The sequence below is a fragment of the Acetomicrobium hydrogeniformans ATCC BAA-1850 genome (assembly GCF_000160455.2).
Lineage (GTDB): Bacteria > Synergistota > Synergistia > Synergistales > Acetomicrobiaceae > Acetomicrobium > Acetomicrobium thermoterrenum.
In genome coordinates this window covers 1,966,463-1,992,278 of sequence record NZ_ACJX03000001.1, presented here as the reverse complement: position 1 = coordinate 1,992,278, position 25,816 = coordinate 1,966,463, and the positions used below count along the sequence as shown (strand labels likewise).

The following is a 25,816-nucleotide window of genomic DNA, read 5'->3' as shown; positions in this document are numbered from 1 at the left end:
GATCGATATGAAAGACCTAAGCACCGCAGTCATGCAATGGGGGCAGGAAGGTTTTTGCTGTTCACAGGTCATGATACTAACCGGATTGGCGCTTACAGGGAAGGAAAATAAGGATCTGACAGCAGCGATGAACGGCCTTTGCAGAGGGACATTTTCGCCTGCTTGTACGTGCGGGGCATTGACAGGCGCTTGCTGTCTTCTTGGGTTTTATGCCGGCAAGGGGGCGCCGTTTGAAGAAAAAGACCCCAAGTTGCCCGAAATGATCGGCCGCCTCCACGAATGGTTTCAAGAAAGTTGGGGATCGGGCGGGCGCGTCAACTGCGGGGATATTCTGGGCCACGAGCCAATTACAGATCCAAAGAAATGCTTTCAAAAATGTTTTCCAATGATAATGGAAACGTTGGAGAAGGCTTTAGAGCTTCTTGAAACCCATGGTTTTGATATACGGGAGGGGCGGCCCCTTTAATGACGATCTTACGACACACGTACAGCGTATGCCCTGTCTGTCTAAAACAAGTCCCGGCAGTTCTGGAAGGAAAAGAAAACGACGTCTTCTTGAGGAAACATTGCCCGGATCATGGAGAGTTTTTCTGCCTGGTATGGGAAGGAATGCCAAGCCTTGAGGCTTGGACATCGGGCCGCTTTCCGGTTACGGGACCTGAGGACGTCCCCCCTGAAGCTTGCCCTGCCGGCTGTGGGCTGTGCGCCGATCATCTGCAAAAAAGCTGCACAGTGGTGGTTGAGGTTACCGAAAAGTGTCAACTCAAGTGTCCGGTATGTTTTGCAAGCGCAGGAGAGGGCTTTGAGCCTGACTTTCATGATTTGGCGAAGTTGTTACATGACGTACGCCATAAGGCATCAAACGCCATCCTTCAATTTTCGGGCGGCGAACCGACGATTAGAGACGATCTATTTGACCTTATTCGCTTGGCCTCAAATCTTAAATTTCCAGGAATTCAGCTAAATACGAATGGCCTTAGGCTGGCACAAGAACCTGGTTACGCGCAAAAATTAAAAAAATCAGGACTGAACTGGGTGTTTCTGCAATTCGACGGCCTTCGCGAAACGACTTACAGAGCCTTGCGGGGAAGGCCGCTTTTGAGCGAGAAGGTACGGGCTATAAATGCGTGCCAAGAGGCGGGCCTTGGGGTCGTCTTGGTTCCCACTCTCACAAAAGGGATCAACGACAACGAGATGGGAGATATCGTCCGTTTCGGACTTTCTTGCTTTCCAGCCGTTAGAGGAGTCCATTTTCAGCCCATGAGCTATTTTGGCCGTTTTCCTGAACCGCCAAGCGACGATAAACGTCTGACGCTTCCAAGGATCATGAGAGATCTGGTAGCACAGACAGACGGGATGATCGATTTATCTCATTTTCGCCCATCTCGATGTGAGCATGAACGATGTTCCTTTCGGGCAGTCTATCTGGTTGAATCCCCTGACAAAATCATTCCCCTGACAAGTGAGCCATGTTGTTGTAACGGTCGGTCCTTAGATGAGGGATTTAAAAGCTCTGTCGGAAGCATCCGACGCCGCTGGGGAGCCGACATCGCCCCAAAGACTTGTGACCTACAAAGTGGAGATGCCTTTGAAAGGTTTATCGGCCTTTACGAAAGAGGGAGCTTTAGCGTAAGCGCTATGGCCTTTCAAGATGCGGAAAACCTCGACTTAGAACGTTTGCGCTTCTGCTGCATTCACGTGGCAGCACTTGATGGAAGACTTGTACCTTTTTGTGCCTGGAACCTGACCGCCAGGGGCGGCAAGCCCCTGTATCGTCGCCGATGAAAATCCCGCTGACCCCTCTGGACCCATGGATTGCCAGCCGCCTTGCCAAGGAGTTTCCCTGGCGTGAGGCCGGGGAAAAGTCCATCAGGATCAAAGACCGCAGCGAAATAGAAAGGGCACAAGAGCACCTTTTATCCCGTACAGTCGAGCATGCTTTTTTGCACTCCCCTTTTTACCGTGATCGCCTTGGCTTTGTAAAGGGCGTTCCTTTCAACCAACTTCCCTTCACCTTCCCTCAGGATCTCGCTGAATCGGCGTTGCGCTTTTTGACAGTGTCTCAGTCAAAGGTACGTCGCATCGTTACTTTAAACACCTCTGGAACGTCGGCTCCTTCCAAGAGGATCTTTTTTACCGAAGAAGATCTAAAGGCGACCGAAGATTTCTTCATGTACGGAATGTCGACATTTACACCTTCGGGAAGCAAAGTCATCGTATTTATGGAAGGGTCTTTCCCCGACAGCATAGGGCAAATACTTAAGCGTGCTTTAAAACGCCTCGGATGTGAAACGCTTGTATTTGGGCTTATCCGCAACCCGACCGAAGCAATTTGGGCCATAAACGATCACCACCCCAATATCGTAGTCGGTCTTTCTGCGCAGATTGCAAGGATTGCGGGAAAGACCACTCATAAGCCCGATTTTGTCCTGCTTAGCGCTGACATGGCGCCTTTTTCGATAAGGCATCGAATAGAAAAACTATGGGAATGTACGACCTTCAACCATTACGGCCTCACCGAAACAGGCTGGGGCTGTGCAGTGGAGTGTCGCGCAAGACAAGGTTGTCACGTCAGAGAACTTGATGTCTACGTTGAAATCGTAGATGAAAACGGACAAGTCCTTCCCGACGGCAAGTGGGGAGAAATAGTCGTCACCACACTTGGTCGAATGTCTTTTCCATTGATCCGCTACCGAACGGGCGACGAAGGCCGCATCCTTCAGGACGTTTGTCCTTGCGGTTCGCCCTTAAAACGCATAGAAATCCTCGGTCGCCTACCCAGAAAAGGCGCAGGTGGCGTCCCACTTCGTCTTTATGACGTGGAAGATGCCCTTTGGAGATTGCCCTGGATTGAAGACTTTAAAGTATCCTTGCAGAATACAGGAGACATTACCGAAAAGTTATCTTTCACCATAGCCGTGGCGGAAGGCAAACAGGAGTACGTTGACAAAGCAGCTGAGGTTCTAAGGCAAGTCCCCGGCGTTCCTCGCAATATCATCGTAAAAAAAGTAAGCCTTTCCTCCTTTCGACATCAAAGCCCAAAGATGGACTGGGAAGACTGAGCAATCAGTAAAGATAGTATAATATATGTTAAGCACATTCGCGAAGGCAGTGACACAAATGAAGGAGATACCTCATAAGTATTTCTCAAAAAATGACTTGGATGACAAGGTCGCAGCCATAAACCGTAAGCTTTTTTACAGGATATTTGACCCTATCGCGCTCTATAGGGTTATATATGATGATAATGGCAATCCAACGGAAGTGGTTTTTCTGGACGTCAATCCCGCCTACGAAAGAGTAATGGGGGTCAAGAGAAAGCAGGTCGTGGGCCATACTTTTGCGGAAGTCTGGCCCTATGCGGAAAAGGAATGGCACCAGCTTGTTATCGATGTGGCCCGCAGCGGACGGTCTAAACATCACGAAGGAGAAAGTCGCGACACGGGCAAATATCTCTACGGCCTCGGATTCAGCCCCGCAAAAGGTCAGGTAGCTGTAGTCTTTCTCGACATGACAAATTGGAAAAGAACCGAAGAGGCACTTCGAAAAAGCGAGTCCCAGCTTCTAAGTTACCGCGAGGAACTTAGGAAACTAATAGCAAAGATTTCTCTGACGGAAGAGGAAACGAGACACAGTATAGCCACAAAAATTCACGATAGAGTGGGCTATTCTCTGGCCATGATAATGCACCGATTGCAACGCCTCCACGGAATAGCCCAAGACCATAACGCCAAAAATGAGTTGGAAGAAATCATGAAGATGCTGGATAATGTGATACAGGATACCAGAACCCTCACTTTTGAGATAAGTTCGCCTCTGCTGTACGATGTTGGCCTCGGAGCAGCGCTAGAATCAGTGGCTGAACAAATTCTCAAACCTCACGGCATAGATGTAGATTTTCAGGAAAAAGGAGACGCTTCTGAAAAGATCGATACGGATATCTCTGTGTTGCTCTACCAAATGACAAGAGAACTGTTGATAAACGTTGTTAAACACGCAAAAGCCTCTCGCGTCTTTATTCGCCTGCATCACGGCAAGAATAAGGTTCGCGTGGTAGTCGAAGACGACGGAAGGGGTTTCATAATCAAAAAGAGGCGCTCACAACCGACAGCCTCCGGATTCGGGCTTTTCAGCATAAAGGAGAGGCTTCATTCTATAGGCGGTTCGATTCAAATCATATCAGAGCCGGGAAAGGGGACTACGGTATCTTTGACAGCCCCAAGGAGGTTGGAACATGGCGTCCGATGAGATAAAGGTCCTTTTGGTGGACGATCATAAGATCTTTTTAGATGGATTAAGCGAGCTTTTATCGAAGGAAGAGGCTATTTCCGTCGTGGGCAAGGCTTCCAGTGGACGTGAGGCATTGAAACTGGTCCCTCGTTATAACCCCGATATAGTGGTCATGGACATTACCATGCCAGATATGAACGGGATCGATGCAACAAAGATGCTGACGCAAAGACATCCGAACGTAAAGATAATAGCCCTTTCAATGCACCTGGACAGAGGGATGATTTCACAAATTCTGGAAGCCGGTGCTCGCGGTTATATTTTAAAGGATTGCAGCATAGATGAATTTGTCCAAGGCATAAAAGCAGTTTCACAGGACCTCGTATACCTAACGCCTAAAGCCGCAAAGATCGTCTTGGAAGATTATTTGCTATTAAAAAGAGGAGACGTGCTTGCCGCTGAAAATAAACTATCTCCCAGAGAAATGGAGGTTTTAAGACTTTTGGTCAAGGGAGAACATACCAAATCCATTGCCTCCAAACTTTCGATCAGCAAAAGTACCGTCGACACGCACAGGAAAAATATCATGGAAAAGCTGAATTGCGCTAATATTGCGGATCTTACCCGCTACGCCATTAGGGAAGGCTTGGTAGGTCTGGACGATGACGACTAGCAATAGGCGCTAGTCAAAATTCAAGTTTTTTACAATTGCCCCTCGGCCGATTTCCTTTCTATACTAAAAACAAATCATCGATTTATGAGGATATTGTTTGCATGTATATGTGAATGGTATCTCTTATTCTTCGGTATTTTCACAAATAGGAAGGAGGGTATAAAATGGCTTTTGAGGGCAAAAAATTCATCCTGCTCGGAGAAAGGGACGGAATACCCGCCCCGGTTATGGAAGAAGTTTTAAAACCCCTCGGTTGTGATATCGCCTTTGCCGTGACGGAGTGCTTCGTCTGAACTGCGGCAGGGGCGATGGACCTGCAAAACCAGCAGCGCGTAAAGGACATAGCTGAAAAGTACGGACCGGAAAATGTGGTGGTCGTACTTGGAAGTTCCGACGCGGAAGGTGCGTCGATTTACGCGGAGACCGTAACTGCTGGTGATCCCACATTTGCAGGGCCATTAGCCGGAGCCCCGTTGGGGCTCGCCGTGTATCACATTTTCGATCCCCTATTCAAAGAAAAGGTAGACCCAACACTTTGGGAAGAGCAGCTCGGCATGATGGAAATGGTCTTGGACGTCCAAGGCCTGATCGATGCTGTTGCCGAAATGAGAAAAGAGCACAGCAAATATGAGCTCTAGGCCTGTCGTATTGACGTAATTACGACAGTATGTCGCGGGACTACCTAATTTTGAAGGGAAGTGTTAAGTTATGAAACTTGAAATTGGTAAATTTACAGTGAAAGATATCGTCTTCGGCGACAAGACCTTCTACGATAGAGGCGTATTAACGGTCAACAAGAAAGAGGCTTTAGACGTCGTCTTCGAGGACTCTCACATAACCGAAGCCGAGCTTTACATCGTAAGGCCGGGAGATGAGGTGAGGCTCGTTCCCGTAAAGGAAGCCTACGAGATGCGTTGCAAGGTATCGGGAGGCCAGTCCGTATATCCTGGCTGCACGGCGCCTGTGGAGCCGGTCGGGGCCGGAAGAACACACGCACTAAAGGGATGTTCGCTTTTAGTGGTGGGAAAACATTGGGGATCCTTTCAGGACGGCCTCATCGACATGAGCGGACCGGCACAGCGAAACACCATTTTCGGATCCATGCCCAACCTGGTATTAGTCGGGGATACTGACGAGGAATTCGAAAGGCACGAGCAGCAGAAGAAAAACCGCGCCCTTCGTTGGGCAGGAATGAGGTTATCCGAATACATCGGAAAATGCGTCAAAGACTTGGAACCTGAAGAGATAGAGACGTGGGAGCTTGAGCCCGTAAACGAAAGGACTTCCGAGGTAAAAAATCTGCCATCGGTCGTCTACGTGCCTCAAATTCAAACGCAGATGGAGGCCTTAGGCTACAACGCCCTGGTCTACGGCTGGGACGGCAACCGCATGCTTCCTACATACCTTCATCCCAACGAAATTCTTGACGGAGCCGTAATTTCGGGAAGCTTCATGCCCTGCTCGTCGAAGATTTCTACCTATGAGTGGGTAAACAATCCCATGATAAAGCGCCTGATGAGGGAACACGGAAGGACGATCAACTTCTTGGGCGTCGTGTTGTCTAACCTCAACGTAGTAATGGAAGAAAAGATAAGGTCTGCCATGATGGTGGCAAACATCGCAAAATCTTTGGGCGCAGAGGGTGCCATAGTTGCCGAGGAAGGCTACGGAAACCCCGACGTAGACTACATCCTCACCCTCGTGGAGCTTGAAAAGGCTGGCATCAAGACAGTGGGCATGACGAACGAATGCACGGGACGCGACGGAACCTCTCAGCCCCTGGTTGCTTTAGACGAGAGGGCGAACGCGCTCGTATCCACCGGAAACGTCTCCGAGCTTTACGAGCTTCCTCCTATGAAGACGGTTTTAGGGGAGCTTGAATCCCTTGCCAGGGACGGGCTTTCCGGAGGCTGGGAAGGCTGCGTCAGGGATGACGGATCGATCATTATGGAAAATAACGCCTTCTTTTGCTCCGATCACATAAGCGGGTTTTCGCTGAAGACCTGCGCCGAGTTTTAGGAAATGAGGGGATGATTTTATGTTAAAGGCCGTTCATTACATAAACCAGTTCTTCGGGCAGGTGGGAGGAGAAGAAAGCGCCGATTTCGAACCTGTATTGCAGGAAGGTCCGGTCGGGCCAGGGCTTCTTTTAAACGAATCCATGAAGGAAGTCAAGATCACCCATACCGTAATATGCGGGGACAACTTCATGGCATCTCATCCTGAGGAAGCGGTCGCTCGGATTTTAAAGATGCTTGAGGGATTGAAGTTCGACGTCTTCCTGGCAGGTCCTGCCTTCAATGCAGGTCGCTACGGCGTGGCCTGCGGAACGATCTGCAAGGCCGTAAAGGAAAAGTTCGATGTCCCAGCTATCACCTCCATGAACGAGGAAAACCCTGCGGTGGAGATGTTTAAATCCAACATATACATATTTAAAGGCGGACGTCGTGCAACCTATATGAAGCAAGACGTCGAAAAGATGGCTGTCTTTGCCGATAAAATAGCTCGTGGAGATAAACTGCTTCCTGCCTCAATGGAAGGCTACTTTCCAAGAGGCATACGTCATGAGGTCTTCCTCGAGGACCTTGGTGTGGAACCTAAATGCGCAGCCGACAGGGCATTTGAAATGCTCCTTAAAAAGCTCAAAGGCGAGCCCTACGAGACCGAACTTCCCATACCAAAACAGGAAAGGGTGCCTATAGCCCCAGCAGTAAAGGATCTTCGCAAGGTAAAGATTGCACTTGTTACTTCCGGAGGCATCGTCCCCAAGGACAACCCCGACAGGATACAGTCCTGCTCGGCTACGAAATGGGGCGCCTACGACATTTCCAAACTCGATCGCCTGACGGCGCCTGAGTTTAAGACAATACATGCCGGTTACGATCCAGAGCAGGCCAACAAAAACCCCAACGTCGTCCTTCCCCTTGACGCCATACGCCAGTACCAAAAAGAGGGGTGCATCGGAGAGGTTGATGACCAATATTACGTAACCGTCGGCACCGGCACCACACAGGCTGAAGCAGCCAGAATGGGCCGTGAGATAGCCCAACAGCTTAAGGAAAGAAACGTAGGAGCAGTAGTTTTAACGGCGACTTGAGGAACCTGTACTCGTTGCGGGTCAACGATCGCAAAGGAAATCGAACGCACGGGCATTCCTGTGGTGGTAATTTGCAACCTCATCAATATTGCCAAGACCGTAGGGGTAAACCGCATCGTACCCGGTGTTGCGGTTCCCTATCCCCTTGGAAACCCCAACCTTTCGCCGGAAGACGAATGGAAATTGCGCTTCCATCGCGTCGGCGTGGCACTCGATGCTCTCGAGACTGACATTAACGAACAGACCGTTTTTCCGGTAAAGATATAGCTTGATAAGCAAATGGGAGGCCTTGAGCCTCCCTTTTGCGCATCACATTTATCATCACAAAGGAGGCCACAGAATGATAAACGACAATCGCAAGGATAATTCGGTATATATAATCTCCATGCTAGTCATCGCCGCTATAGTTATATGGGGGTTCTTATCCCCCGAAGGCTTCGGATCGGCGGCAAACAGCCTCTTTAACTTCCTCATACATAACTTCGGCTGGGGGTACATGCTTTCCATGACCTTTTTCGTCGTTTTCCCCGTCGGATTGGCGATAAGCAAGTACGGAAAACTGAAGCTCGGCCCTGCCGATTCGAAGCCCGAATTCAACACCCTTTCATGGTTTGCAATGCTCTTTTCTGCCGGAATGGGCGTGGGGCTGGTATTCTACGGAGTTGGCGAGCCGATATTTCATTTTTTGAATCCACCCTTTGCATCTGAACCGGGTTCCGTCAAGGCAGCCACAGATGCTATGAGGATTTCCTTCTTTCACTGGGGTTTGCATCCCTGGGCAGCTTATACGGTCATCGCTTTGCCATTAGGATATTTTCAGTTTAGGAAAGATTCGCCGGGGCTGATCAGCAGCTTTTTTACTCCCCTCATAGGAGAGAAGGGCGTGAGGGGACCTTTCGGCAAATTAGTGGATGTCCTGGCCATTTTTGCGACGGCCGCAGGTGTGGCTACCTCGCTTGGCCTTGGCGTCTTGCAGATCAACAGCGGGTTAAAATACATATTCGGGGTGCCTCAGACCATAACTGTCCAATTTCTTATAATTGCGGCATTGTGTCTTGTTTACACGGGATCGGCCGTATCGGGATTGGAAAGGGGCATTAAGTTCATTGCCAATTTCAATCTATTTATCGCCACACTGTTGTGTTTGTCCCTTTTCGCACTGGGGCCAACCATCTCCATATTGGAATCCCTTCTTACGGGTATAGGCGAATATTTGGCTAACGTTGTTCCCGAAAGTTTTGCCCTGGCTCCATATGGCGGAGAATTCAGGCAGTGGCTCGGAGGTTGGACGCTCTTTTACTGGGCCTGGTGGATCGCCTGGGCGCCATTTGTGGGCTCCTTTATCGCAAGGATATCGAAGGGAAGGACTATAAGACAATTCGTTACGGGAGTGCTCGTCGTCCCAGCATTGGGTTGTTTTACCTGGTTTGCCGTGTTTGGAACCTCAGCTCTTTATTTGGAGCTTAAGGGCTTGGCAAATATCGCCTCTACCGTGAGCACGGACATTTCCACGGGAGTCTTTGAAATGTACATGCACTATCCTTTGGGGATGATAATGTCCGTAGTAATGGTAATATTGATCTCTACGTTTTTCATAACCTCAGCCAACTCTGCGACCTTCGTCCTATCGATGTACTCGACTCAAGGAGACCTAAACCCGCCCAGACAAAAGATGGCAATTTGGGGAGTATTGCAAGCAGCACTGGCCTTTGTGCTATTGATGGGAGGAGGACTGCAGGCACTGCAAATAGCATCCATAGCTGCCGCAGCTCCTTTCGCTATTATCATGATCCTTGCCTGCTATTCTCTGGTGAAGGCCTTAAAATCCGACGAGGCAGCTTTAAGGGAGATTGAAAGCTGAAGATGTTTTTCTATTTTATATCTACGCTGAATTAAAAGCAATTTCTCATGTGAAACTTTATTGATAATTTCCGGGTTTTTAGATATACTGACAAAAGGCGGAGAGAGGCACTTCCTCAAGAAGTGCCCATCTCTCTTCTTTATGTAGAGAGAATGCAGAGATGTTGTTCGGCTCAAAGGAGGTGAAGGGCATCGGAAGATACTTTTAGACATTTACGGAATCAGCGGTAGTGTGGTCAAGCGCCGGGACTGGTTGCAGACCAGTTGACGAGGTTGGGGGAGAATCGAAGCTATCGGCGGATGCCCCCGTGGCCTGGGAAGGTAGGCCAGTAAGTCGTCTTACAAAACCGTGGAGCGATCTGCGGGACAAAGGAGGCGACAATCTTCCTTGTGTCGGGAAAATAGAAAGGATGAAATGACTTTGTGCGGTATAGTCGGCTATATAGGCTATAGAGATGTTTGTGGTGTGCTTTTGGACGGTCTGAAAAGACTTGAATACAGGGGATATGATTCGGCAGGCATTGCTGTCCTTAACAACAAAGAAATAGAAATCATAAAGGAAGTTGGAAAGGTCTCTGACCTCGAGCGCATCGTCTCCAATCGCGCTCCAAAGGGCAACATCGGTATAGGCCATACCCGTTGGGCTACGCACGGCGGAGTCTCCGCGGTTAACGCCCACCCTCACTCGGACGGATATAAGCGTTTTGTCCTGGCTCATAACGGCATAATAGAAAATTATCACGAACTTAAAGATGAGCTATCTGCCCAGGGCATTACCTTCGCTTCTCAGACGGATACAGAAGTGATAGCTCATTTGCTCTATAAAGTATACGATGGCAATATGTTAAATGCCCTCACGTACCTGCAATCTAGGTTGAGGGGTTCCTATGCTTTGGCGATACTAAACAGAGATGATACCGATCACATATACTGCATGCGCAAGGGCTCACCCCTTGTGTTGGGACAGGGAGATGGCGAGGCACTTTGCGCTTCAGATATTCCGGCCATCCTTCCCTACACGAGGAAAGTTATATACATGGACGACGGGGACATTGCAGAGCTTTCGCCCCGGGGAATTAAGCTGTGGGACGAAAGGGGAATGCCCATCGAGAAAAAAAGCTTTTTTATAGAATGGGATCTATCGATGGCCGAGATGGGCGGATATCCTCACTATATGCTGAAGGAAATCCACGAGCAGGGAGGAGTTTGCAGAGCTACTATCAAAGGTAGGGTCCACGACGGAAAGGTGGACCTGTCGGGCGAACTCGCCATGGACGAAGAGACCATCAAGGGATTCAAGGCAATACACATAGTTGCCTGCGGAACATCCTATTATGCATCGCTAATCGCTGAAAGGGTTTTCGAACGTTGGACTGATCTGGATATAAAGGTAGACATCGCCTCCGAATATCGTTACAGGGACAGTAAGATTTCCCCTGATACTTTGGTAGTCTTCGTCTCTCAATCGGGAGAAACTGCCGATACCCTTGCAGCTCAAAGAAAAGCTCGCGAATCAGGGGCGTATTCATTGGCAGTCACTAACGTTCAGGGTTCTACGCTTGCAAGAAGCTGCGATGACTTTTTGCTTCTCAAAGCCGGTCCGGAGATAGGGGTAGCGGCGACAAAGACCTTTATGGGACAGATAACTTCCCTCTACCTGCTGGCGCTGTATATAGCAAAAATTAAAGGCACCCTATCCGATCAAAAGCAAAAGGAATTGACCGACGAAATGATTCAGCTGGCTTACAAGATAGAGACTATATTGGAACGCGAGCCCTCCATCGAAGATCTGGCGTGGAAATTTGCAGATTACAAAAACTTCCTGTTTTTGGGAAGGGGGATGTCCTTCCCCGTAGCCCTCGAGGGAGCATTGAAGCTAAAGGAAATATCCTACATTCACGCCGAAGCTTACGCCGCAGGCGAGATGAAACACGGCCCAATTGCGTTGATCGATCCAAACGTGCCTGTGGTGGTCGTTGCACCCAAAGACAGCCTTTACGAGAAAACATTGTCCAATATACAGGAGGCAAAGGCAAGGCACGCTCCTATAATTGCAGTGGGTTTCGATGGCGACGAGCGACTGGCGAGTGACGCGGACCATGTCTTATACGTTCCATCAACTTTGGAGGAGTTTTCTCCCTTCGTGACGGTCGTGCCCTTACAGCTTTTTGCCTACCACGTGGCCAAAAAGCGCGGATGCGAAATAGACAAGCCCAGGAACTTAGCTAAGAGCGTTACGGTAGAATAAAATCATAATATGGCGCCGAAGCTTGAAGTTTTCGGCGCCATATTTATATATTAATTTACGGTCGCAATAAAACACCTTAACAGTTCTGAAATATCCCCACGGCCGATCCTTAACCTAGCATAATAGGCGTTTTCCTCAACATTGGCAGCCAGGTGCTCCAGGGAGGAAGGATCTTTGACTCGGGAGATGATCTTCGTCAAAAATTCTATCTCTTCTTTGCTATCGTAGCGCCTTTGGGCGACAACTCCTTTTAATTCTATTTCATCTTTAAAGGAAGTTCGAGAGATGTTTTTGATTTTTCCTATGGCTATATGAGCTTTCCCTTTAAGCTTTCTTTTGGGATAGATCAATATATAAACCCTGTCCCTTCGCCCCAAAAGAAGGGAAATTGGGAAATAAAGCAAGCTATGATGGGGCAAGAGAGAAATTGTCCCCTTGACCTTTTCGTAAACCTCGTGCTTTAAATCATATTCGGCCACTACGCCGACATACCCGCCTATCCAAGTGTAATTTTTGTTTACAGGTTGAAGAGCTTCCTCCATCTGCCTTACAAGCTCCCTGATTAAAGTTAAGTTCAACCTCCTGCCACGCCAGTATTGAAGGCTTGCCACCAAACCTAAAATGACCAATAAAGCAACGCCCGCGTTCACCTTGCATCACCCGCATCGAGAAAATTACAAATTATATCGCCTAGGATGAGCAAATTTTCAGGGTCGGAGATGTCCCTTCCAAGGTCGGGTAACTCTATCCACGGTATCTTGTCGTAAAGTTTCATCAAGTTCGATAACCCGCATGAATCATATAGAAAATTGCGCCTTTCAACTTTCGAAGCCCTGTTTATAAAACAGGCAGTTATTACATAACCGTTGCTATCTAATTTTTTGATGGTCCTTTCAGTTTCAGATACCGAAAGTTTATCGGCCTGAAGCACCAAAAATATAAATGAATCTTCCCCGAGCAAAAAGTTCTTGGTCGACTCAATTTCGCTCTTATATCTGCAAAGTTCAGCCATGACAGGATCGTTGCTCGGATTAGTTTCGACATCACTTCCTTCGATATTTTGAATGTAAGCGCGCCTGTCCAAAATTTTAGAACGCAACTTCATGAGTTCGGCTATCCAAATAAGCGTGATATCGGGAAGGGACAAAACTCTCACGGTCATGCCGGTGGGAGGGGTATCAAGCACCACTGCATCGCACTTTTCTGCAAAGGTAGATATCTCCCTAATGGCTTCAAGGACGGCAAATTCCTCCATGCCCGGAGATTGCTTGATGGTCTCAAGTAATTTGTCCGCATTAAATATTTGTAAATTGCCATAAAAGGGGCGCATTTGGCGTAACTTTTCTTCGACGAAGCGTTGTACTTGCTCGTCCAAATCCAATTCAAAGGCGGTCAGGCGATCGTCAATCTTTTGAGGCTCGCTACTTAAGGGGCACCCTAGGACATCGCCCAAATTGTGGGCAGGATCTAAAGAGACGGCCAAGACGCCTTTGCCCTTCGACGAAAGAGCGCGTGCCAATGCGGATGAGATCGTGGTCTTTCCCGTTCCGCCTTTGCCCATAACGATGAAGCGCTTGGACTTTGCCCATCCCTCATTGGTAAAAGATTTGCTTTTTTCAGGCCTAGATCTTAAGGACCCCAGCAACTTGCGCAAAAAGGTCATCGCTTTCTGCCACTCGCCTTTCTAAAAGTTCAAGTTCCGGCCCCAAATGAGGAAGAAGCTGGATTACCAACCCCGCCGAAGGAGCCGGTAACCCGATGAAGCTGCCCAAAAGCAAAAGGGCAAATGCCTCTTCCTGCGCCGTAAGTTCCGCTTTGACGTAATCCGTGGCCTGAAGTTTTGTTATTTTCTTTAAAAGCTCAAAAAAGTCCTCGCCGATCATGGAACTGTCTTCGCTCAAGTCTTAAATTAAGGTTTTATCGTCTCGGGATATTTTGCTTTTATAGTCGACGTATTCTGCAAAGAACGATAAAAATCATATAGGAATACAAGGGCCAGAAGGATCTCCAAAACTACGAATCCCCGCACCAAAGGCGAAGAGGGGACGGCAAACAAAAACCACCAAAGCCCTACGAAGACTGTAAACCATAAAGCTCCTGCACAGGCGATTATGAACCTTACGTGCCCTTTGGGAGCAGTGCCAAGCTGCAACACCCACAGTGCGATAGTTAACAAAGTAGCGGCTGCAAGCATTTGATTTGCGCCGCCGAAGGCTGGCCATAGCACGCTGTAGGCTTTGCCCCAGGCAAGGGCTATGCTCAGAGCCGATGGTATAGCCGACGCCAGCCAACGGTGGGTAATCGCCCTGTGAAGCGTCCCTCCGCTACTTTTGAGCGGCTCCCACACCTCTTCCCAGGCAAAACGCAACACTCTGTTCCCTGTATCCATGGAAGTAAGGGTAAAGGCAGAAACCCACAGGCTCGAAAAGATCGTCCCTGCCTGGGCAGAGATGCCAAAGGCCTGCTCGAAAAGTCTTCCGTAGCTTTCCGTAAAAATGCCCAAGGGGCCTCCGACAGCTCCTATGGCCTTTACATAATTTTTGCCAAGATAGAGAGGTTCCTTTAAGCTTTCAGCCACTACGCCGATTTCGGAGAGCCTTCCGCTTGCTTCCTTAAATACTAGCAAGCCGAAGGCAGCAATGGTCACCGTTACGACCGAAGAGAGCAAACCTTCGGTCAGCATGCCTCCGTAGCCTACGATAAGGCCCTGAGTCTCCTTGTCCAGCTGTTTGGAGGTTGTTCCTGAGCCAATGAGCCCGTGTATCCCCGAGAGGGAACCACAGGCAATTATCAGAGGAACGACTGGCCAGTAGGGAGACGGTACTCCTCCGACGATATTCGGACTCCAACTTGCAAAGCCGGCCAACTCCATCTTTGCCCCCACGAAAATTAAAGCAACAACTCCCAGGGCAAGACCAAAGACGAGTATATAGGAGTTAAGGTAGTCCCGCGGTTGAAGCAATATCCACACCGGCAAGGAGCTAGCTGCCATCATATATACGAAGAATATAATTAACCACCCCTTATAACTGATGCTCAACGGGGTCAAAGACCCCAGCCATATAGCACCGAGGGTCAGGAAAATCCCAATAATGCTTCCTAATACAAAATTAATCCGCAGCTTGTACAGCAAAATACCCGTTACAATTGCAGCTGCTATAAACCAAACGGACATGCTCGCCACGTCGGGACGGGCTATATATAGATATGCTAAAGATGTAGCGAACGCAGCAAGGGCCAGGACAAGGGTGAGGTAAGCGAATACCTGGAAAAGGTAGGACGTGCGCGGGCGCATCATCTTGCCGGCTATCCACTGGATCGATCTCCCCTCGTGTCGTACTGAAGCCATGATGGCCAAATAGTCGTGGACTGCACCAATCAATATGTTTCCAAACCAAATCCAAAGCAAACCCGCCCACCAACCCCAAGCCATGGCCAAGGCAGGGCCGAGTATTGGCGCTCCGCCTGCAATTGAAGCGAAGTGATGTCCGAATAAGACGGCAGGGTGCGAGGGAACAAAATCTACATCGTCAAACTTGGAATGCGCAGGGGTCGGTCTGGAATTATCTGCTCCGACGACCCTTCGCTCGAGGCTTTTGCCGTACCATAAATAGCAGACGAGATAAATGACGATTCCTATTATCAATAAAATCGAGGTGTTCATCCCTTCAAACCTCCTTTATAAAAAGTTTATATCGTTCTTGCCACAGGATGGGCTATCAAGGAGAAAAGGTCAAAAAGCGTCTCCTGCTTTTCTCTAATCTCTTTGAGCTTTTCCGCGCTTATGATCCATATATCCATCGGCTTTGCAGGCTCAATCAGCGATTGGCCGAAGGGCTTAATACAGCCGGCAAGCTTTAATGCTTCTTCCTCGGTTTCGGTAACCCAAATCACCCAACTGAGCGAATCCTGATCAGCCAGATCCAGGTCGTAGTAACCCGGCAGAAATATGTGCCGCTGGTTCATCAGGAAAAGATGCACCTTGCCTATCGTTTCTATGTAGTCTTTAATATGATCCTCGAAGGGGGTAAAGCCCTTAAAGAAAAAGAACCTGTCGGCGTTTACAAGCCCTAAAATGTCGTTGGGATGCTTTGGAAATTGCATGTAGTAGGCAAAATCGTATCGAGAGAGAAAAAACAAATCCACAACGAAAGATTCGCAGGAAATTTCGTTTTCCTCCATCCAGGCTTTGATTTCTTCGATGCCTGGAGGAGTCGCCTCCCTAGCTTTCAAGCCGGTGAGGTTAAAATGCTCTTTTATCTTGACGACGCTCTCGTGGCATAGGTATGTCCAATCGATATGGTTGTCCTTTAATTTGAATATTTGGTTTCCTCTTAAAGGTGGCACATATTTAAGGGCTTTTCCCGGATAAAACTCCTTGAGCCCCCATCGCGAGGTAAAGCTGTTGTCCAAAAGAATTTGAAGCCTGGTGCGCCAGAGGCTCTGTCTTTTTTCTTGAAAGCTCTTGGGAGAAGTAGCGGGCTCTTCGTCGATGAATTGCTCAAGGCAAAGTTTTTTGAAGGCTTGACGACCTTTTTCGCTGAGGGTGTAAATCCCATTATCTGCCTCAAGGAATCCAAGGTCCTCAAGTTTTTTCAATCCCCTGCAATCTTCCCCGATCAAGACTAGCGTTTCTTCATCCCAGCATGGGTGATCCTTATCGAACAACAGTAAAATTGTCTCGTAATCCACAGTGTTTTTCTCCTCTCGACTGAAAATCAAACGAATAAGGTTTTGACTTCTTCCTATTGATCCAGCAGATAACTCTGCAGGTCCTTTCCGGTGAAGCCTTTACCTATTCCCACGGCCAGCTTTAACCTGGCCTGAAGGGGAGTCAGGTTGCCGCCCGAAAGGACTCCAAGCTCTATCAACTTTTGAGCGCTCCCTTCATAACCATAGCAAGTCAGGACTCGAGCCTGAAGACATCTCGAGGTAATGACCACAGGTACGTCGTTGCGAACGATTTGTCTTATTTGCGGTACCCACGCCGGATTTACGTTTCCAGCCCCAAAGCCGGCCAGGACCAGCCCCTCCAAATTCTCGTCCTCGGCCAGCATTTTTAAAATCCTCTCTCCGCCTCCCAGGGTAGCCCAAAGGATCTCCACTTCCTTTGCCGGTTGGACCATCTCTTCGATTACCCTTCCGCGTTTTGGCTTTTTCAACACACATATCTTGTTCGCCACTATTTCGGCAACGGGCCCCTTGTTGAGGGTAGCTATGGCATCCCTTCTGTAGCTATTGAGCTTACAAACCTCGTTAGCAGCAAACAATTGATCCTGAAAACATATCAAAACGCCGAGCCCCCAGGTGGATTCGGAGGAAGCGGCAAGCAAGGAATGATATAAGTTAAGAGGGCCGTCAGAACTCAACTCTCCGTGGGGCACCATGGATCCGGTAAATATCACGGGGTAAGGGTAGGGCCAGAGGAGGTCAACCAAATAAGCCATTTCCTCCATGGAGTCCGTTCCGGTGGTCACGACTATCCCACTAAGGCCTTGAGCGGCTTCCTTTCTCAATAATTCCACGAGATCGGCCATCATCCTGATGTTGTAGTGACTGCTGGGCTGATGGCTCCAATCCACTACGCTTACTTCGCATGGAAGATCTTTGGATTTAAGCCATGAAAGCATTTCTCCTGCATTCAGGCTCGGCACGTAACCCTTGGCACGTTCGTCATACGTCATGCCAATGGTTCCGCCCGCAGCTACTAGCAAGACCTTGGAGCTTCCCGACATCCTAAACACCTCCTAAACGTAAGTACAAGTGTAACACTTTTTGAGTTTCAAAAAAGAGGGGGTAATGTTAAAATTGTGCTCCGAGGACTATATAAAATAGGAAGGGTGATTCACGGTGCGAACCGTGGTTGTTGGCGGAGGGAACGTTGGCTTCAATGTGGCGAAGAAATTGGTCGACCTAGGACATGACGTCATCGTAATTGAGCATGATGAAGAAAGGGCAGCTAAAATCGATGAAATGCTTGACGTTATGGTCATCACAGGCAACGGCGCCAGACCGCAAATTCTGGCTCAGGCCGGCATACATGAGGGCGGAGACGTTTCTTTGCTGATCGCATGTACCGATAGGGACGAAGTTAATATCTTGTCATGCTGGATCGCTAAAAAAGCCGGGGTTAAGCACACCATATCCAGAGCCAGAAACCTTGAGTTCACCGATAACCGCATTTGGGCCGATGCAATAGGTATAGATGAAATGATCTCTCCCGAAAGATCCGTAGCGGGAGTTATAGAAAACATGCTATCCATGAGCTCGATTATCGTCTCCGACGAGCTGTGGGACGGCATTGCTTCTTTATATGCAATGAGAATCAAAAAAGGAGCACTTATGGCAGGCCGCCCCTTAAAAGAAGTGAGGGAGCTTCGTCCGGACGTGAATGCCCTAATTGTATACGTGGAAAGACAAAGTAAGGAAGGTTTTATACCCCGCGGAAATACAATATTGGCAGAGGGAGATCTATGCTATGTCGTTTCGCTGAAAAAAGATGCCCATTTACTCGAGCGTCTGTTTGGCATCAAGGAGGATTTCAAATTAAAACGCATAATGGTAGCCGGAGGAGGGAAGATAGGTTTTCAAGTTGCCAGGAGATTTGAGAATAATTATAAAGACATCGACGTCCGTTTAATAGATCTCGATCCTCAGAAATGTCAGCGGTTGTCGAGTGAATTGACCAAAACCCTTATCCTCCAGGGGAACGTAGCCGATGAAGATGTTTTACTTAGTGAAGGCATAGACGATGTAGATGGTTTTGTTGCGACAACGGCAAATGATGAGCTAAATATACTTGTGGCAATTTTGGCCAAGGAACTTGGCGCAAAAAAATCTATCGCCGTTGTCAGGCACGAAACATATAGAAAACTTGAGAATCGGCTTTCTCTCGATGCTATGGTGAACCCACATGAAGCCCTCGTGGCAGCCATAATGCGCTATGTGACGCTGAATACCAAAGGAGCTATTATGTCCACGGTGAAACAAATCAATGCCGAGATGGTTGATCTGGTGATAGGCGAAGGATCTCCTGTCGCAGGTAAGAAAATTATAGATCTGCATCTGTACCCTTATGCTATTATAGTCCTGGTCCAACGAAACGATGAAATTTTTGTTCCCGGCGGAATGACTGTGTTGAAACCGAAAGATAGAATATTGCTCTATATAAATGCACCCAATGAAGACAAAATATTGTCCATGTTTATAAAAGAAAATAAAAAAGGTGCCAAGAGACTATAGCCATGCGCTTCAATATCGTAGCGAAAATTTTGGGACTAATCGTAGGAGTAGTATCGCTTTTTATGTTGTGGCCCCTTGCATGGGCTTACTTAGACAATTCTTCCGAAGTCGGTCCTATATTTTCTTCGATGATAATCGGAATTGCCATAAGCGTAATTTTGCTTTTTGCTGGCAGCAATTCCACCTCGACTGATATGAGGCCAAGGGAAGCGCTGGCGATAGTAGGGTTATCCTGGCTTTCGGTTTCTGCCATAGGGGCCTTACCTTTTTGGCTTTCCGGAGCCCTTCCCAACTATACTGATGCCTTTTTCGAGGCCGTATCGGGTTTTACAACCACAGGATCTACAGTACTGACTGATATAGAGGCCAACGGCAGAGGAATACTTTTTTGGAGAAGCCTAACCCATTGGTTAGGCGGTATGGGGATCATCGTTTTGGGATTGGCCGTCCTTCCCTTCCTGGGAGTGGGAGGACGTCAACTTTTTCGCGCAGAGGTGCCCGGGCCGGTGCCCGAAAAACTGACGCCCAGAATACATCATACTGCTCTTCTTTTGTGGGGAGTTTACTTATTTTTAAGCGCTCTTGAGGCCTTTCTTTTGTATGTCGGAGGTTTGTCTCCCTTTGAAGCTCTTACCCATACATTCGGCACAATGGCAACGGGGGGTTTTTCTCCTTTGAACGGGAGCGTAGGACAATACAACTCCCTTTACGTCGATTCTGTTGTCACTATATTTATGTTCATGGCGGGTGCTAACTTTGCATTGCATTACAGATTGTTGGCAAGACGCGATCTAAACGCATGGTGGCGGGATGATGAATTCAGATTTTATCTTATAGTCATTTTAGGAGCCATCGTTACAATATCTCTAATATTGTTTAAAAACAATATTTACGATAGCGTCTCCAAAACGATTCGTTACGTTTCTTTCCAATCCATCAGCATTATGACGACCACGGGCTTTGTAACGGCCGACTACGAACAGTGGCCAGTTTATGCCCAGTCCTTATTGCTCATCCTCATGTTGATAGGAGGATGCGCCGGATCGACCGGTGGAGGAATGAAAGTTGTAAGACTCATGATCCTGCTCAAACATGTCGGTATCGAGCTTAAGACATTGATTCATCCCCGGGCTCACTATTCGATGAGGCTCAATGGCAAAACTGTGGAATGGGGCATTGTCCTATCCATCTTGGCCTTTTTATCGCTGTATGTAATCGTATTCGTGATTTCCTTTCTCCTGCTAACATTGTTGGGAGTAGATTTGATCACTGCCATAGCCGCTGTGGCTGCTACCCTCGGGAATATCGGACCGGGACTGGGCAACGTGGGACCCATGGATAATTACGCAGATCTGGCTATGCCGGTCAAATGGATACTTTCCTTCTGTATGCTCTTTGGACGTCTGGAACTTTATCCAATGATGGCGCTCTTTTTGCCTGACACGTGGAAAAGATGATTTCTGTATCCTTTCTTACCCTTACACAGATAATGATGTATAATGAATATGCAGTGTACGAAATAAAGAAACCTTTGGAGAAATGAGATGACTGTGACAAGCAGCAGAAAAACCGTAATTTTAGCGGATATGGCGCTTTTGATTACGGCCATACTTTGGGGATCCGGCTTTGGAACGACAAACTGGTTACTTGGTTTTATGTCGCCCCTTTGGTTGCTGTCGGTTCGCTTTCTCCTGACTGCAGGTATTCTTTATTTGCTCTTTCACTCAAGATTATCCCTTTTAAACAAGCAAGATATCATTTTAGGGTGTCTCTTGGGAGCTTTGCTGGCAGGTACCTTTGTGGCTCACATCATCGGACTGCTCTTTACAACTCCCGGGAAACAATCTTTCATAACAGGTAGCTATGTCGTAATGGTGCCCATATTGTACGCACTATTTTACAGAAAAATGCCGTCGCCTGTCGCTACAGTTGGAGCGGTTCTGGCAACTGCCGGACTTCTAGTGATGGGATTTACTCCCGGAATGAGTTTTAACTTAGGAGACGCGCTTTCTCTGCTGCTTGCTCTGGGGTGCGCGCTCCACGTTCTTTTCGTGGGCAACCTGAGCCGAAGAATAGATCCCGCAGCATTGACGTTCCTTCAGATGGCTTCGGCAAGCGTGATCCTGACGGTTTCAGCGTCTTTGATCGAACCCTTTCCCTCCTTTCAAGCGGTTCCGCTCAAAGCCTGGTTGGGCATTTTCTACGTAGTTTTATTCGTCACCGTAATTCCCTTTTTAATGCAGACCATCGCCCAAAGATATAGCCCCGAGGTGCACGCAGCCGTGTTACTTTCCCTGGAAAGCCCCTCCGGCTACGTATTCGCCGTTCTCATTGGTGAAGAGCTAGTAAACGCACAGGTCGTCCTGGGCGGAATGATCGTATTTGCCGGGGTCGTAATCACCGAACTCGAGGCTTTTATCCTAAAGAGGTTTGTCCGCCCATCTAATGCCAGAATTAATGAAGATGCTCGCGAACAAAACAGCACTCGTATATCTAACTCAAAGAAATAAAGACATTGGACGAGGAAAAGATCATGTGCGAGTGTAGGCAGAGAATTGGCGCTATTTCAAGTCGTGCCGGGATATAATAATTCTTAAGGAGAAATTACTTTGGAGAAAATAACTGATAAAAATATAAAAGAACGCCCAAGAGCCAGAGATATTAACGTAAATATTGGAGTATTTCCTCCGGGGAATTACAACGCTATTACCGACGTAAAAGGAGTTAAGGTGGGACATTGCACTTTGATTGAAGGCGAAGGAGCCTTAAAACCGGGAAGGGGACCCGTGCGGACGGGAGTAACTGCTATCGTTCCTCACGAGGGCAATATTTTCAAGGAAAAGCTACCGGCTGCAGCTTTCGTCTTTAACGGCTTCGGAAAATCAACGGGATTACACCAGATAAACGAGGTAGGAAATCTGGAGACACCGATACTTCTTACTAATACTTTGAACGTCCCGCTTGTGGCGGATGCGCTCATAGATTGGATGATAACGCAAAATCCAGAGATCGGCATTCAAACCTGCACGGTCAATCCGGTTGTGGGAGAGATAAACGATGGATTTTTAAACGACATCCAAGGACGCCACGTCAAAAAAGAACACGTCCACGAAGCCTTAAAGGAAGCAAGGTCGGGTGCGGTGGAGGAGGGCGTCGTCGGTGCCGGAACGGGGAGTTCTTGTATGGGATGGAAGGGTGGAATCGGGACGTCGTCCCGTCTTCTTCCTCCCGAATTGGGCAGTTATACCATTGGGGCTTTGGCGCTTACAAACTTTGACGGCGCCCTGACAATCGACGGAGCTCCTGTCGGAAGAGAATTGGGCCATCTTCCTTACTCTGAAAATACAAATCAGCGAATTTGCGGTCCTCTCTTTGAAAAAGAGCTTGGCGGATCCGTCATGGTCGTCATAGCCACGGATGCGCCACTGTTTCACAGAGGGCTGATGCGCGTTGCAAAACGGGCAGTTTTAGGACTTGCCCGGATGGGATTTTACGGAAGCAACGGGTCCGGAGACTTCTTCGTAGCCTTTTCAACAGCCCATACCGTTTTCCACGAGACCGACAAACTGACCCTGCGAGGTACTACGGTAACCAATGAGGCCCTTTCGCCGCTGTTTCTGGCAACGGTCGAAGCTGTCGAAGAAGCGGCGGTGAACTCCATTTTAAAGGCCACAACTGTGGTGGGACGAGACGGCAATGTCAGAGAAGGCATAGATATAAACAAAGTAATAAAAACTATAAAAAAACATAGACGTTAACTTTTATGCGATTCTAAAAGCGGTTGAACGATCCCTCCTTCACACAATCCAAGACATGCATCTACAACATCCAGGTTTCTTTTGAGCTCATCCATGACGGTCTTGATAGCCGCTGCCTTACGAATCTTAAAAACAGGTCGGGTATCACTATAATCGCCCGACCTATTGTGTATACTAAAACCCTAGCGTCTCGCCCACTAAAATTACATGACATTCCCGCCCGGAAGGAGCCCTTTCCAGCACGAGCATGGCACGGCAAACCCGCTCGGGCGAATCGCAGTCCACACAATAGCCAAGGGAAGCGCAGGGTGTTTTGATATTAAGTCGCATTGCGTTAGGCGGAGTAGCGAAGTTTTTAACGCGTGCTATAGCCGCATCTACATCACCGGGGCAAACTTTATTCATTCCGATGACATATATTATCTTCCCCATAGCCCATGCCATTCCGGCAACCCTGTTGCCGTTTCCGTCGATGTTAACGATAGTCCCGTCAATGGTGATAGCATTGGCGCTCGTCAAAAATACGTCGCACAAAAGCTCATCGCGAAGCCTCTTTAATCTCTCCTCTCCCGCAAGGCTCGGATCCCAATGGTGGACAACCTGGTTGCCTCTTTTTTCCAACTCTTCAAGCAGGCCCAATTCCCTTATCGTCACGCTTCCCGGAATGCCAACGCTGGCACCTTCGGGTATCAATCCCAGTACCGAATCCTTGGCTTTATCGGCCGTTGCCACATATAGGGCCTTATAGCCCTTTTTCTCTAAGTTTTTCACCATAGCGTTACCCAAAAGATCATAATGATTTTTTCTGAACCTTTCCCAATCGGCCATGCAATATCCCTCCTCTATATTTTGTGAATAAAATTACTTCAGCTTGACTCCTACCATTAAAATGATAACATTAATTGGCGAATGATTTCATGATGAAGGAGAGGATATTGATGTGTAAAGTTGTCACTTCCGAGGGAGATTTTGAACATGAGCATCATCATTCCCATGTGGACGATCCTTTAGAGATAGCGGAATTACTCAGAGAAACCCTGGCGGACGAACTCGATTCCATGAGCGGACTTGCCGGTACTTGGCATATGATCGAAGACGAGGTTATTAAAAACAAGCTGATGGAAACTCTGCGATCAAAACAAAAAACGATCTCCCTCCTTTATGAGGCTCTGCAGGAAAGCGAGAAGAAGGTCTGGGGTTAACCGGTTTAGCCGTATCGCTTATCATCGCAAATGCCAGACTCCATAAATGCATTACGATTAAAAGGAGGCTGGCATTTGCAGCAATATAGCGTGGACTTCTGAACGAGATCGTCTTAAGTTTTATCGATATGTATCCTGCCCCTGACGTAAGAAAAGTAAATACCTACCAAACAAGTAATAGCCGAGATAAAAAACGCCAGATTAACGCTTCCCAAGAATAGATCGAGGTTTGCAGCTATTTGCGCTTTCCCAAGCTTTACGGAAAATATTGCCGTGGCCAAGGCGAGGCTCATCGTTTGACCGAGCAGTCGCATAGTGGCCAAAGTGCTTGAGGCAGCTCCGTAATATTCGTTTGTGACGGAACTCATTATGGCGTTAACATTTGGTGATGAAAAAAGGGCGAAACCAAAACCCAAAAAACAGAGGGCGAAAATCAAATGAAAAAAGGATGTGGCAAGGCTTAATCGCGACAAGAAAAAGAGGCCCAACGCCGTAAGGGCCATACCCGCAGAAGCGATGTACCTCGGCTCGACGTTATCCGACATGCGACCTGCGAAGGGAGAAAAACCGGCTTGGATGGCCGGTTGTATCACTAAAACAAACCCTGCCAACTGTGGAGACATACCCTTGACATATTGCAAATAGAGGCTCAACAGAAAGGCAACCGATGCCGTTGCCGCGTAATTTATTAAGGCAGCCAAATTAGAAAAGGCAAAACTCCTATTCCCGAGAAATAGCTTTATATTGAATACAGGATTAGGGATAATCCATTGATGCCTTAGAAACAGAAGGGCGATTACGATACCGGCCGAAATGAAATAAAGGCTTTTAACCTGAGGTACGAGAAAAATGCCATACATAAATGACAACAAAAAGATGACATATAAAGCGCTGCCCAATATATCGAAGGGCTCATCTTTGGCGACCCTCCATTCTCTTTTAATATAACGAAGTATCATATAAAAAACAAATAAGCTGAAAACACCCGTTGAAACGAAGATACTTTTCCACCCGAAGTTTTGGACTAAAATCCCGCCGCAGAAGGGCCCCATTGATAATCCCAAATACGTCGCTGCCGTATTGATGCCCATAGCCCTTCCTCTCTCTCCTGGCGGAAAAATGGAAGCAAGTATGGCAACCGACGTCGTAACAATCATTGCACCGCCTATTCCCTGCAGCAGACGACAGAAAATAAGGAAAGTCAAATTCATGGAAAACAATGCAAGAAAGTTGAAGATCGCCAAAAGGGCAGCGCCCAACAAAAAGATCTTCCTTCTTCCGATTATGTCGGCAGCCCTTCCCACGGGGACTAAGGCAGCTGCCGTTGCAAGCATGTAAGAGGTTGCGACCCAACCCAGATCTGCAGCGTCAGCTTTGAAATAAATACCTATGACCGGCAAAGCTATGTTTACCGTCGATATCATAAAAGGCCCCAGGAAGGAGGCCGCTGCCGAGACAAAAAGCACTCTTCTTTTAAATGACTTATCCGCCAAGGCAAATACTCCT

Annotated in this window: 23 protein-coding genes; 15 read left to right on the top strand and 8 right to left on the bottom strand. The window is 48.0% G+C overall.

Annotated elements, in window-relative coordinates; genetic code table 11:
* Nucleotides 1-7: 7 nt before the first annotated feature.
* The 10 genes from HMPREF1705_RS09940 (at nucleotide 8) to glmS (ending at nucleotide 12,108) form a co-directional block, all read left to right on the top strand.
* Nucleotides 8-466, top strand: coding sequence for a DVU_1555 family C-GCAxxG-C-C protein (locus tag HMPREF1705_RS09940; protein WP_009202489.1), 459 nt, complete (start codon nucleotides 8-10; stop codon nucleotides 464-466).
* Complete coding sequence (gene trsS, locus HMPREF1705_RS09935; protein ID WP_009202488.1) at nucleotides 466-1,785, top strand: radical SAM (seleno)protein TrsS; 1,320 nt, start codon at nucleotides 466-468, stop codon at nucleotides 1,783-1,785. Before HMPREF1705_RS09940 ends, trsS begins: the two co-directional genes overlap by 1 nt.
* Nucleotides 1,782-3,062, top strand: coding sequence for a DVU_1553 family AMP-dependent CoA ligase (locus HMPREF1705_RS09930; protein WP_057940990.1), 1,281 nt, complete (start codon nucleotides 1,782-1,784; stop codon nucleotides 3,060-3,062). The genes trsS and HMPREF1705_RS09930 overlap by 4 nt, the downstream gene beginning before the upstream one ends.
* 58 nt (nucleotides 3,063-3,120) lie before the next feature.
* On the top strand, nucleotides 3,121-4,248 hold the full coding sequence (locus HMPREF1705_RS09925) for a PAS domain-containing sensor histidine kinase (RefSeq protein ID WP_050767853.1): 1,128 nt from the start codon (nucleotides 3,121-3,123) through the stop codon (nucleotides 4,246-4,248).
* On the top strand, nucleotides 4,235-4,903 hold the full coding sequence (locus HMPREF1705_RS09920; protein WP_009200928.1) for a response regulator transcription factor: 669 nt from the start codon (nucleotides 4,235-4,237) through the stop codon (nucleotides 4,901-4,903). Before HMPREF1705_RS09925 ends, HMPREF1705_RS09920 begins: the two co-directional genes overlap by 14 nt.
* 164 nt (nucleotides 4,904-5,067) lie before the next feature.
* The gene (grdA, locus tag HMPREF1705_RS09910) at nucleotides 5,068-5,541 is read left to right on the top strand and encodes a glycine/sarcosine/betaine reductase complex selenoprotein A (protein ID WP_083489979.1); all 474 of its coding nucleotides are present in this window, start codon (nucleotides 5,068-5,070) and stop codon (nucleotides 5,539-5,541) included.
* A 70-nt stretch (nucleotides 5,542-5,611) separates the two neighbouring features.
* The gene (locus tag HMPREF1705_RS09905; protein WP_009200931.1) at nucleotides 5,612-6,922 is read left to right on the top strand and encodes a glycine/sarcosine/betaine reductase component B subunit; all 1,311 of its coding nucleotides are present in this window, start codon (nucleotides 5,612-5,614) and stop codon (nucleotides 6,920-6,922) included.
* A 19-nt stretch (nucleotides 6,923-6,941) separates the two neighbouring features.
* On the top strand, nucleotides 6,942-8,267 hold the full coding sequence (locus HMPREF1705_RS09900; protein WP_083489978.1) for a glycine/betaine/sarcosine/D-proline family reductase selenoprotein B: 1,326 nt from the start codon (nucleotides 6,942-6,944) through the stop codon (nucleotides 8,265-8,267).
* A gap of 73 nt (nucleotides 8,268-8,340) precedes the next feature.
* The gene (locus HMPREF1705_RS09890) at nucleotides 8,341-9,861 is read left to right on the top strand and encodes a glycine betaine uptake BCCT transporter (RefSeq protein ID WP_009200934.1); all 1,521 of its coding nucleotides are present in this window, start codon (nucleotides 8,341-8,343) and stop codon (nucleotides 9,859-9,861) included.
* 414 nt (nucleotides 9,862-10,275) lie between these two features.
* On the top strand, nucleotides 10,276-12,108 hold the full coding sequence (glmS, locus tag HMPREF1705_RS09885; RefSeq protein ID WP_009200936.1) for a glutamine--fructose-6-phosphate transaminase (isomerizing): 1,833 nt from the start codon (nucleotides 10,276-10,278) through the stop codon (nucleotides 12,106-12,108).
* A gap of 50 nt (nucleotides 12,109-12,158) precedes the next feature.
* On the opposite strand, the gene HMPREF1705_RS09880 is transcribed toward glmS, so the two are convergent.
* Genes HMPREF1705_RS09880 through HMPREF1705_RS09855 form a run of 6 tightly spaced genes read right to left on the bottom strand, consistent with a single transcriptional unit; the run spans nucleotide 12,159 to nucleotide 17,843 of the window.
* Entirely contained in the window at nucleotides 12,159-12,758 is a 600-nt protein-coding gene (locus HMPREF1705_RS09880) for a hypothetical protein (RefSeq protein WP_009200937.1), read from the bottom strand.
* Nucleotides 12,755-13,771 (bottom strand): ArsA family ATPase, encoded by a 1,017-nt coding sequence (locus HMPREF1705_RS09875; protein ID WP_242603583.1) that lies wholly within the window; start codon nucleotides 13,769-13,771, stop codon nucleotides 12,755-12,757. The genes HMPREF1705_RS09880 and HMPREF1705_RS09875 overlap by 4 nt, the downstream gene beginning before the upstream one ends.
* Nucleotides 13,731-13,991 (bottom strand): hypothetical protein, encoded by a 261-nt coding sequence (locus tag HMPREF1705_RS09870; protein ID WP_009200939.1) that lies wholly within the window; start codon nucleotides 13,989-13,991, stop codon nucleotides 13,731-13,733. The genes HMPREF1705_RS09875 and HMPREF1705_RS09870 overlap by 41 nt, the downstream gene beginning before the upstream one ends.
* Before the next feature lie 26 nt (nucleotides 13,992-14,017).
* The gene (locus HMPREF1705_RS09865) at nucleotides 14,018-15,772 is read right to left on the bottom strand and encodes a carbon starvation CstA family protein (RefSeq protein ID WP_009200940.1); all 1,755 of its coding nucleotides are present in this window, start codon (nucleotides 15,770-15,772) and stop codon (nucleotides 14,018-14,020) included.
* 26 nt (nucleotides 15,773-15,798) lie between these two features.
* Nucleotides 15,799-16,800 (bottom strand): hypothetical protein, encoded by a 1,002-nt coding sequence (locus tag HMPREF1705_RS09860; protein ID WP_111089613.1) that lies wholly within the window; start codon nucleotides 16,798-16,800, stop codon nucleotides 15,799-15,801.
* Nucleotides 16,801-16,853: 53 nt separating this feature from the next.
* Nucleotides 16,854-17,843, bottom strand: coding sequence for an asparaginase (locus HMPREF1705_RS09855; protein WP_009200942.1), 990 nt, complete (start codon nucleotides 17,841-17,843; stop codon nucleotides 16,854-16,856).
* Nucleotides 17,844-17,958: 115 nt separating this feature from the next.
* On the opposite strand from HMPREF1705_RS09855, the gene trkA reads away from it, so the two are divergent.
* From trkA to HMPREF1705_RS09835, 4 genes are all read left to right on the top strand, one after another.
* Nucleotides 17,959-19,350, top strand: coding sequence for a Trk system potassium transporter TrkA (gene trkA / locus HMPREF1705_RS09850; RefSeq protein WP_040347939.1), 1,392 nt, complete (start codon nucleotides 17,959-17,961; stop codon nucleotides 19,348-19,350).
* A 2-nt stretch (nucleotides 19,351-19,352) separates the two neighbouring features.
* A complete protein-coding gene (locus tag HMPREF1705_RS09845) occupies nucleotides 19,353-20,807 on the top strand; it encodes a TrkH family potassium uptake protein (RefSeq protein WP_009200944.1) in 1,455 nt (484 codons plus the stop codon).
* An 87-nt stretch (nucleotides 20,808-20,894) separates the two neighbouring features.
* Nucleotides 20,895-21,860, top strand: coding sequence for a DMT family transporter (locus HMPREF1705_RS09840; protein WP_009200945.1), 966 nt, complete (start codon nucleotides 20,895-20,897; stop codon nucleotides 21,858-21,860).
* 99 nt (nucleotides 21,861-21,959) lie between these two features.
* Nucleotides 21,960-23,108: a DmpA family aminopeptidase gene (locus HMPREF1705_RS09835; RefSeq protein ID WP_009200946.1), complete on the top strand. Its 1,149-nt coding sequence runs from the start codon at nucleotides 21,960-21,962 to the stop codon at nucleotides 23,106-23,108.
* Nucleotides 23,109-23,282: 174 nt separating this feature from the next.
* Here HMPREF1705_RS09835 and HMPREF1705_RS09830 read toward each other — a convergent pair whose 3' ends face one another.
* A complete protein-coding gene (locus HMPREF1705_RS09830; protein WP_009200947.1) occupies nucleotides 23,283-23,936 on the bottom strand; it encodes a lactate utilization protein in 654 nt (217 codons plus the stop codon).
* A gap of 110 nt (nucleotides 23,937-24,046) precedes the next feature.
* Here HMPREF1705_RS09830 and HMPREF1705_RS09825 point away from each other — a divergent pair, with 110 nt between their 5' ends.
* Nucleotides 24,047-24,310, top strand: a complete 264-nt coding sequence (locus HMPREF1705_RS09825) for a hypothetical protein (RefSeq protein ID WP_040347942.1) — start codon at nucleotides 24,047-24,049, stop codon at nucleotides 24,308-24,310.
* Between the two features lie 113 nt (nucleotides 24,311-24,423).
* Here the strand turns inward: HMPREF1705_RS09825 and HMPREF1705_RS09820 are convergent, their stop codons facing one another.
* Complete coding sequence (locus HMPREF1705_RS09820) at nucleotides 24,424-25,803, bottom strand: MFS transporter (protein ID WP_040347945.1); 1,380 nt, start codon at nucleotides 25,801-25,803, stop codon at nucleotides 24,424-24,426.
* Nucleotides 25,804-25,816: the final 13 nt, after the last annotated feature.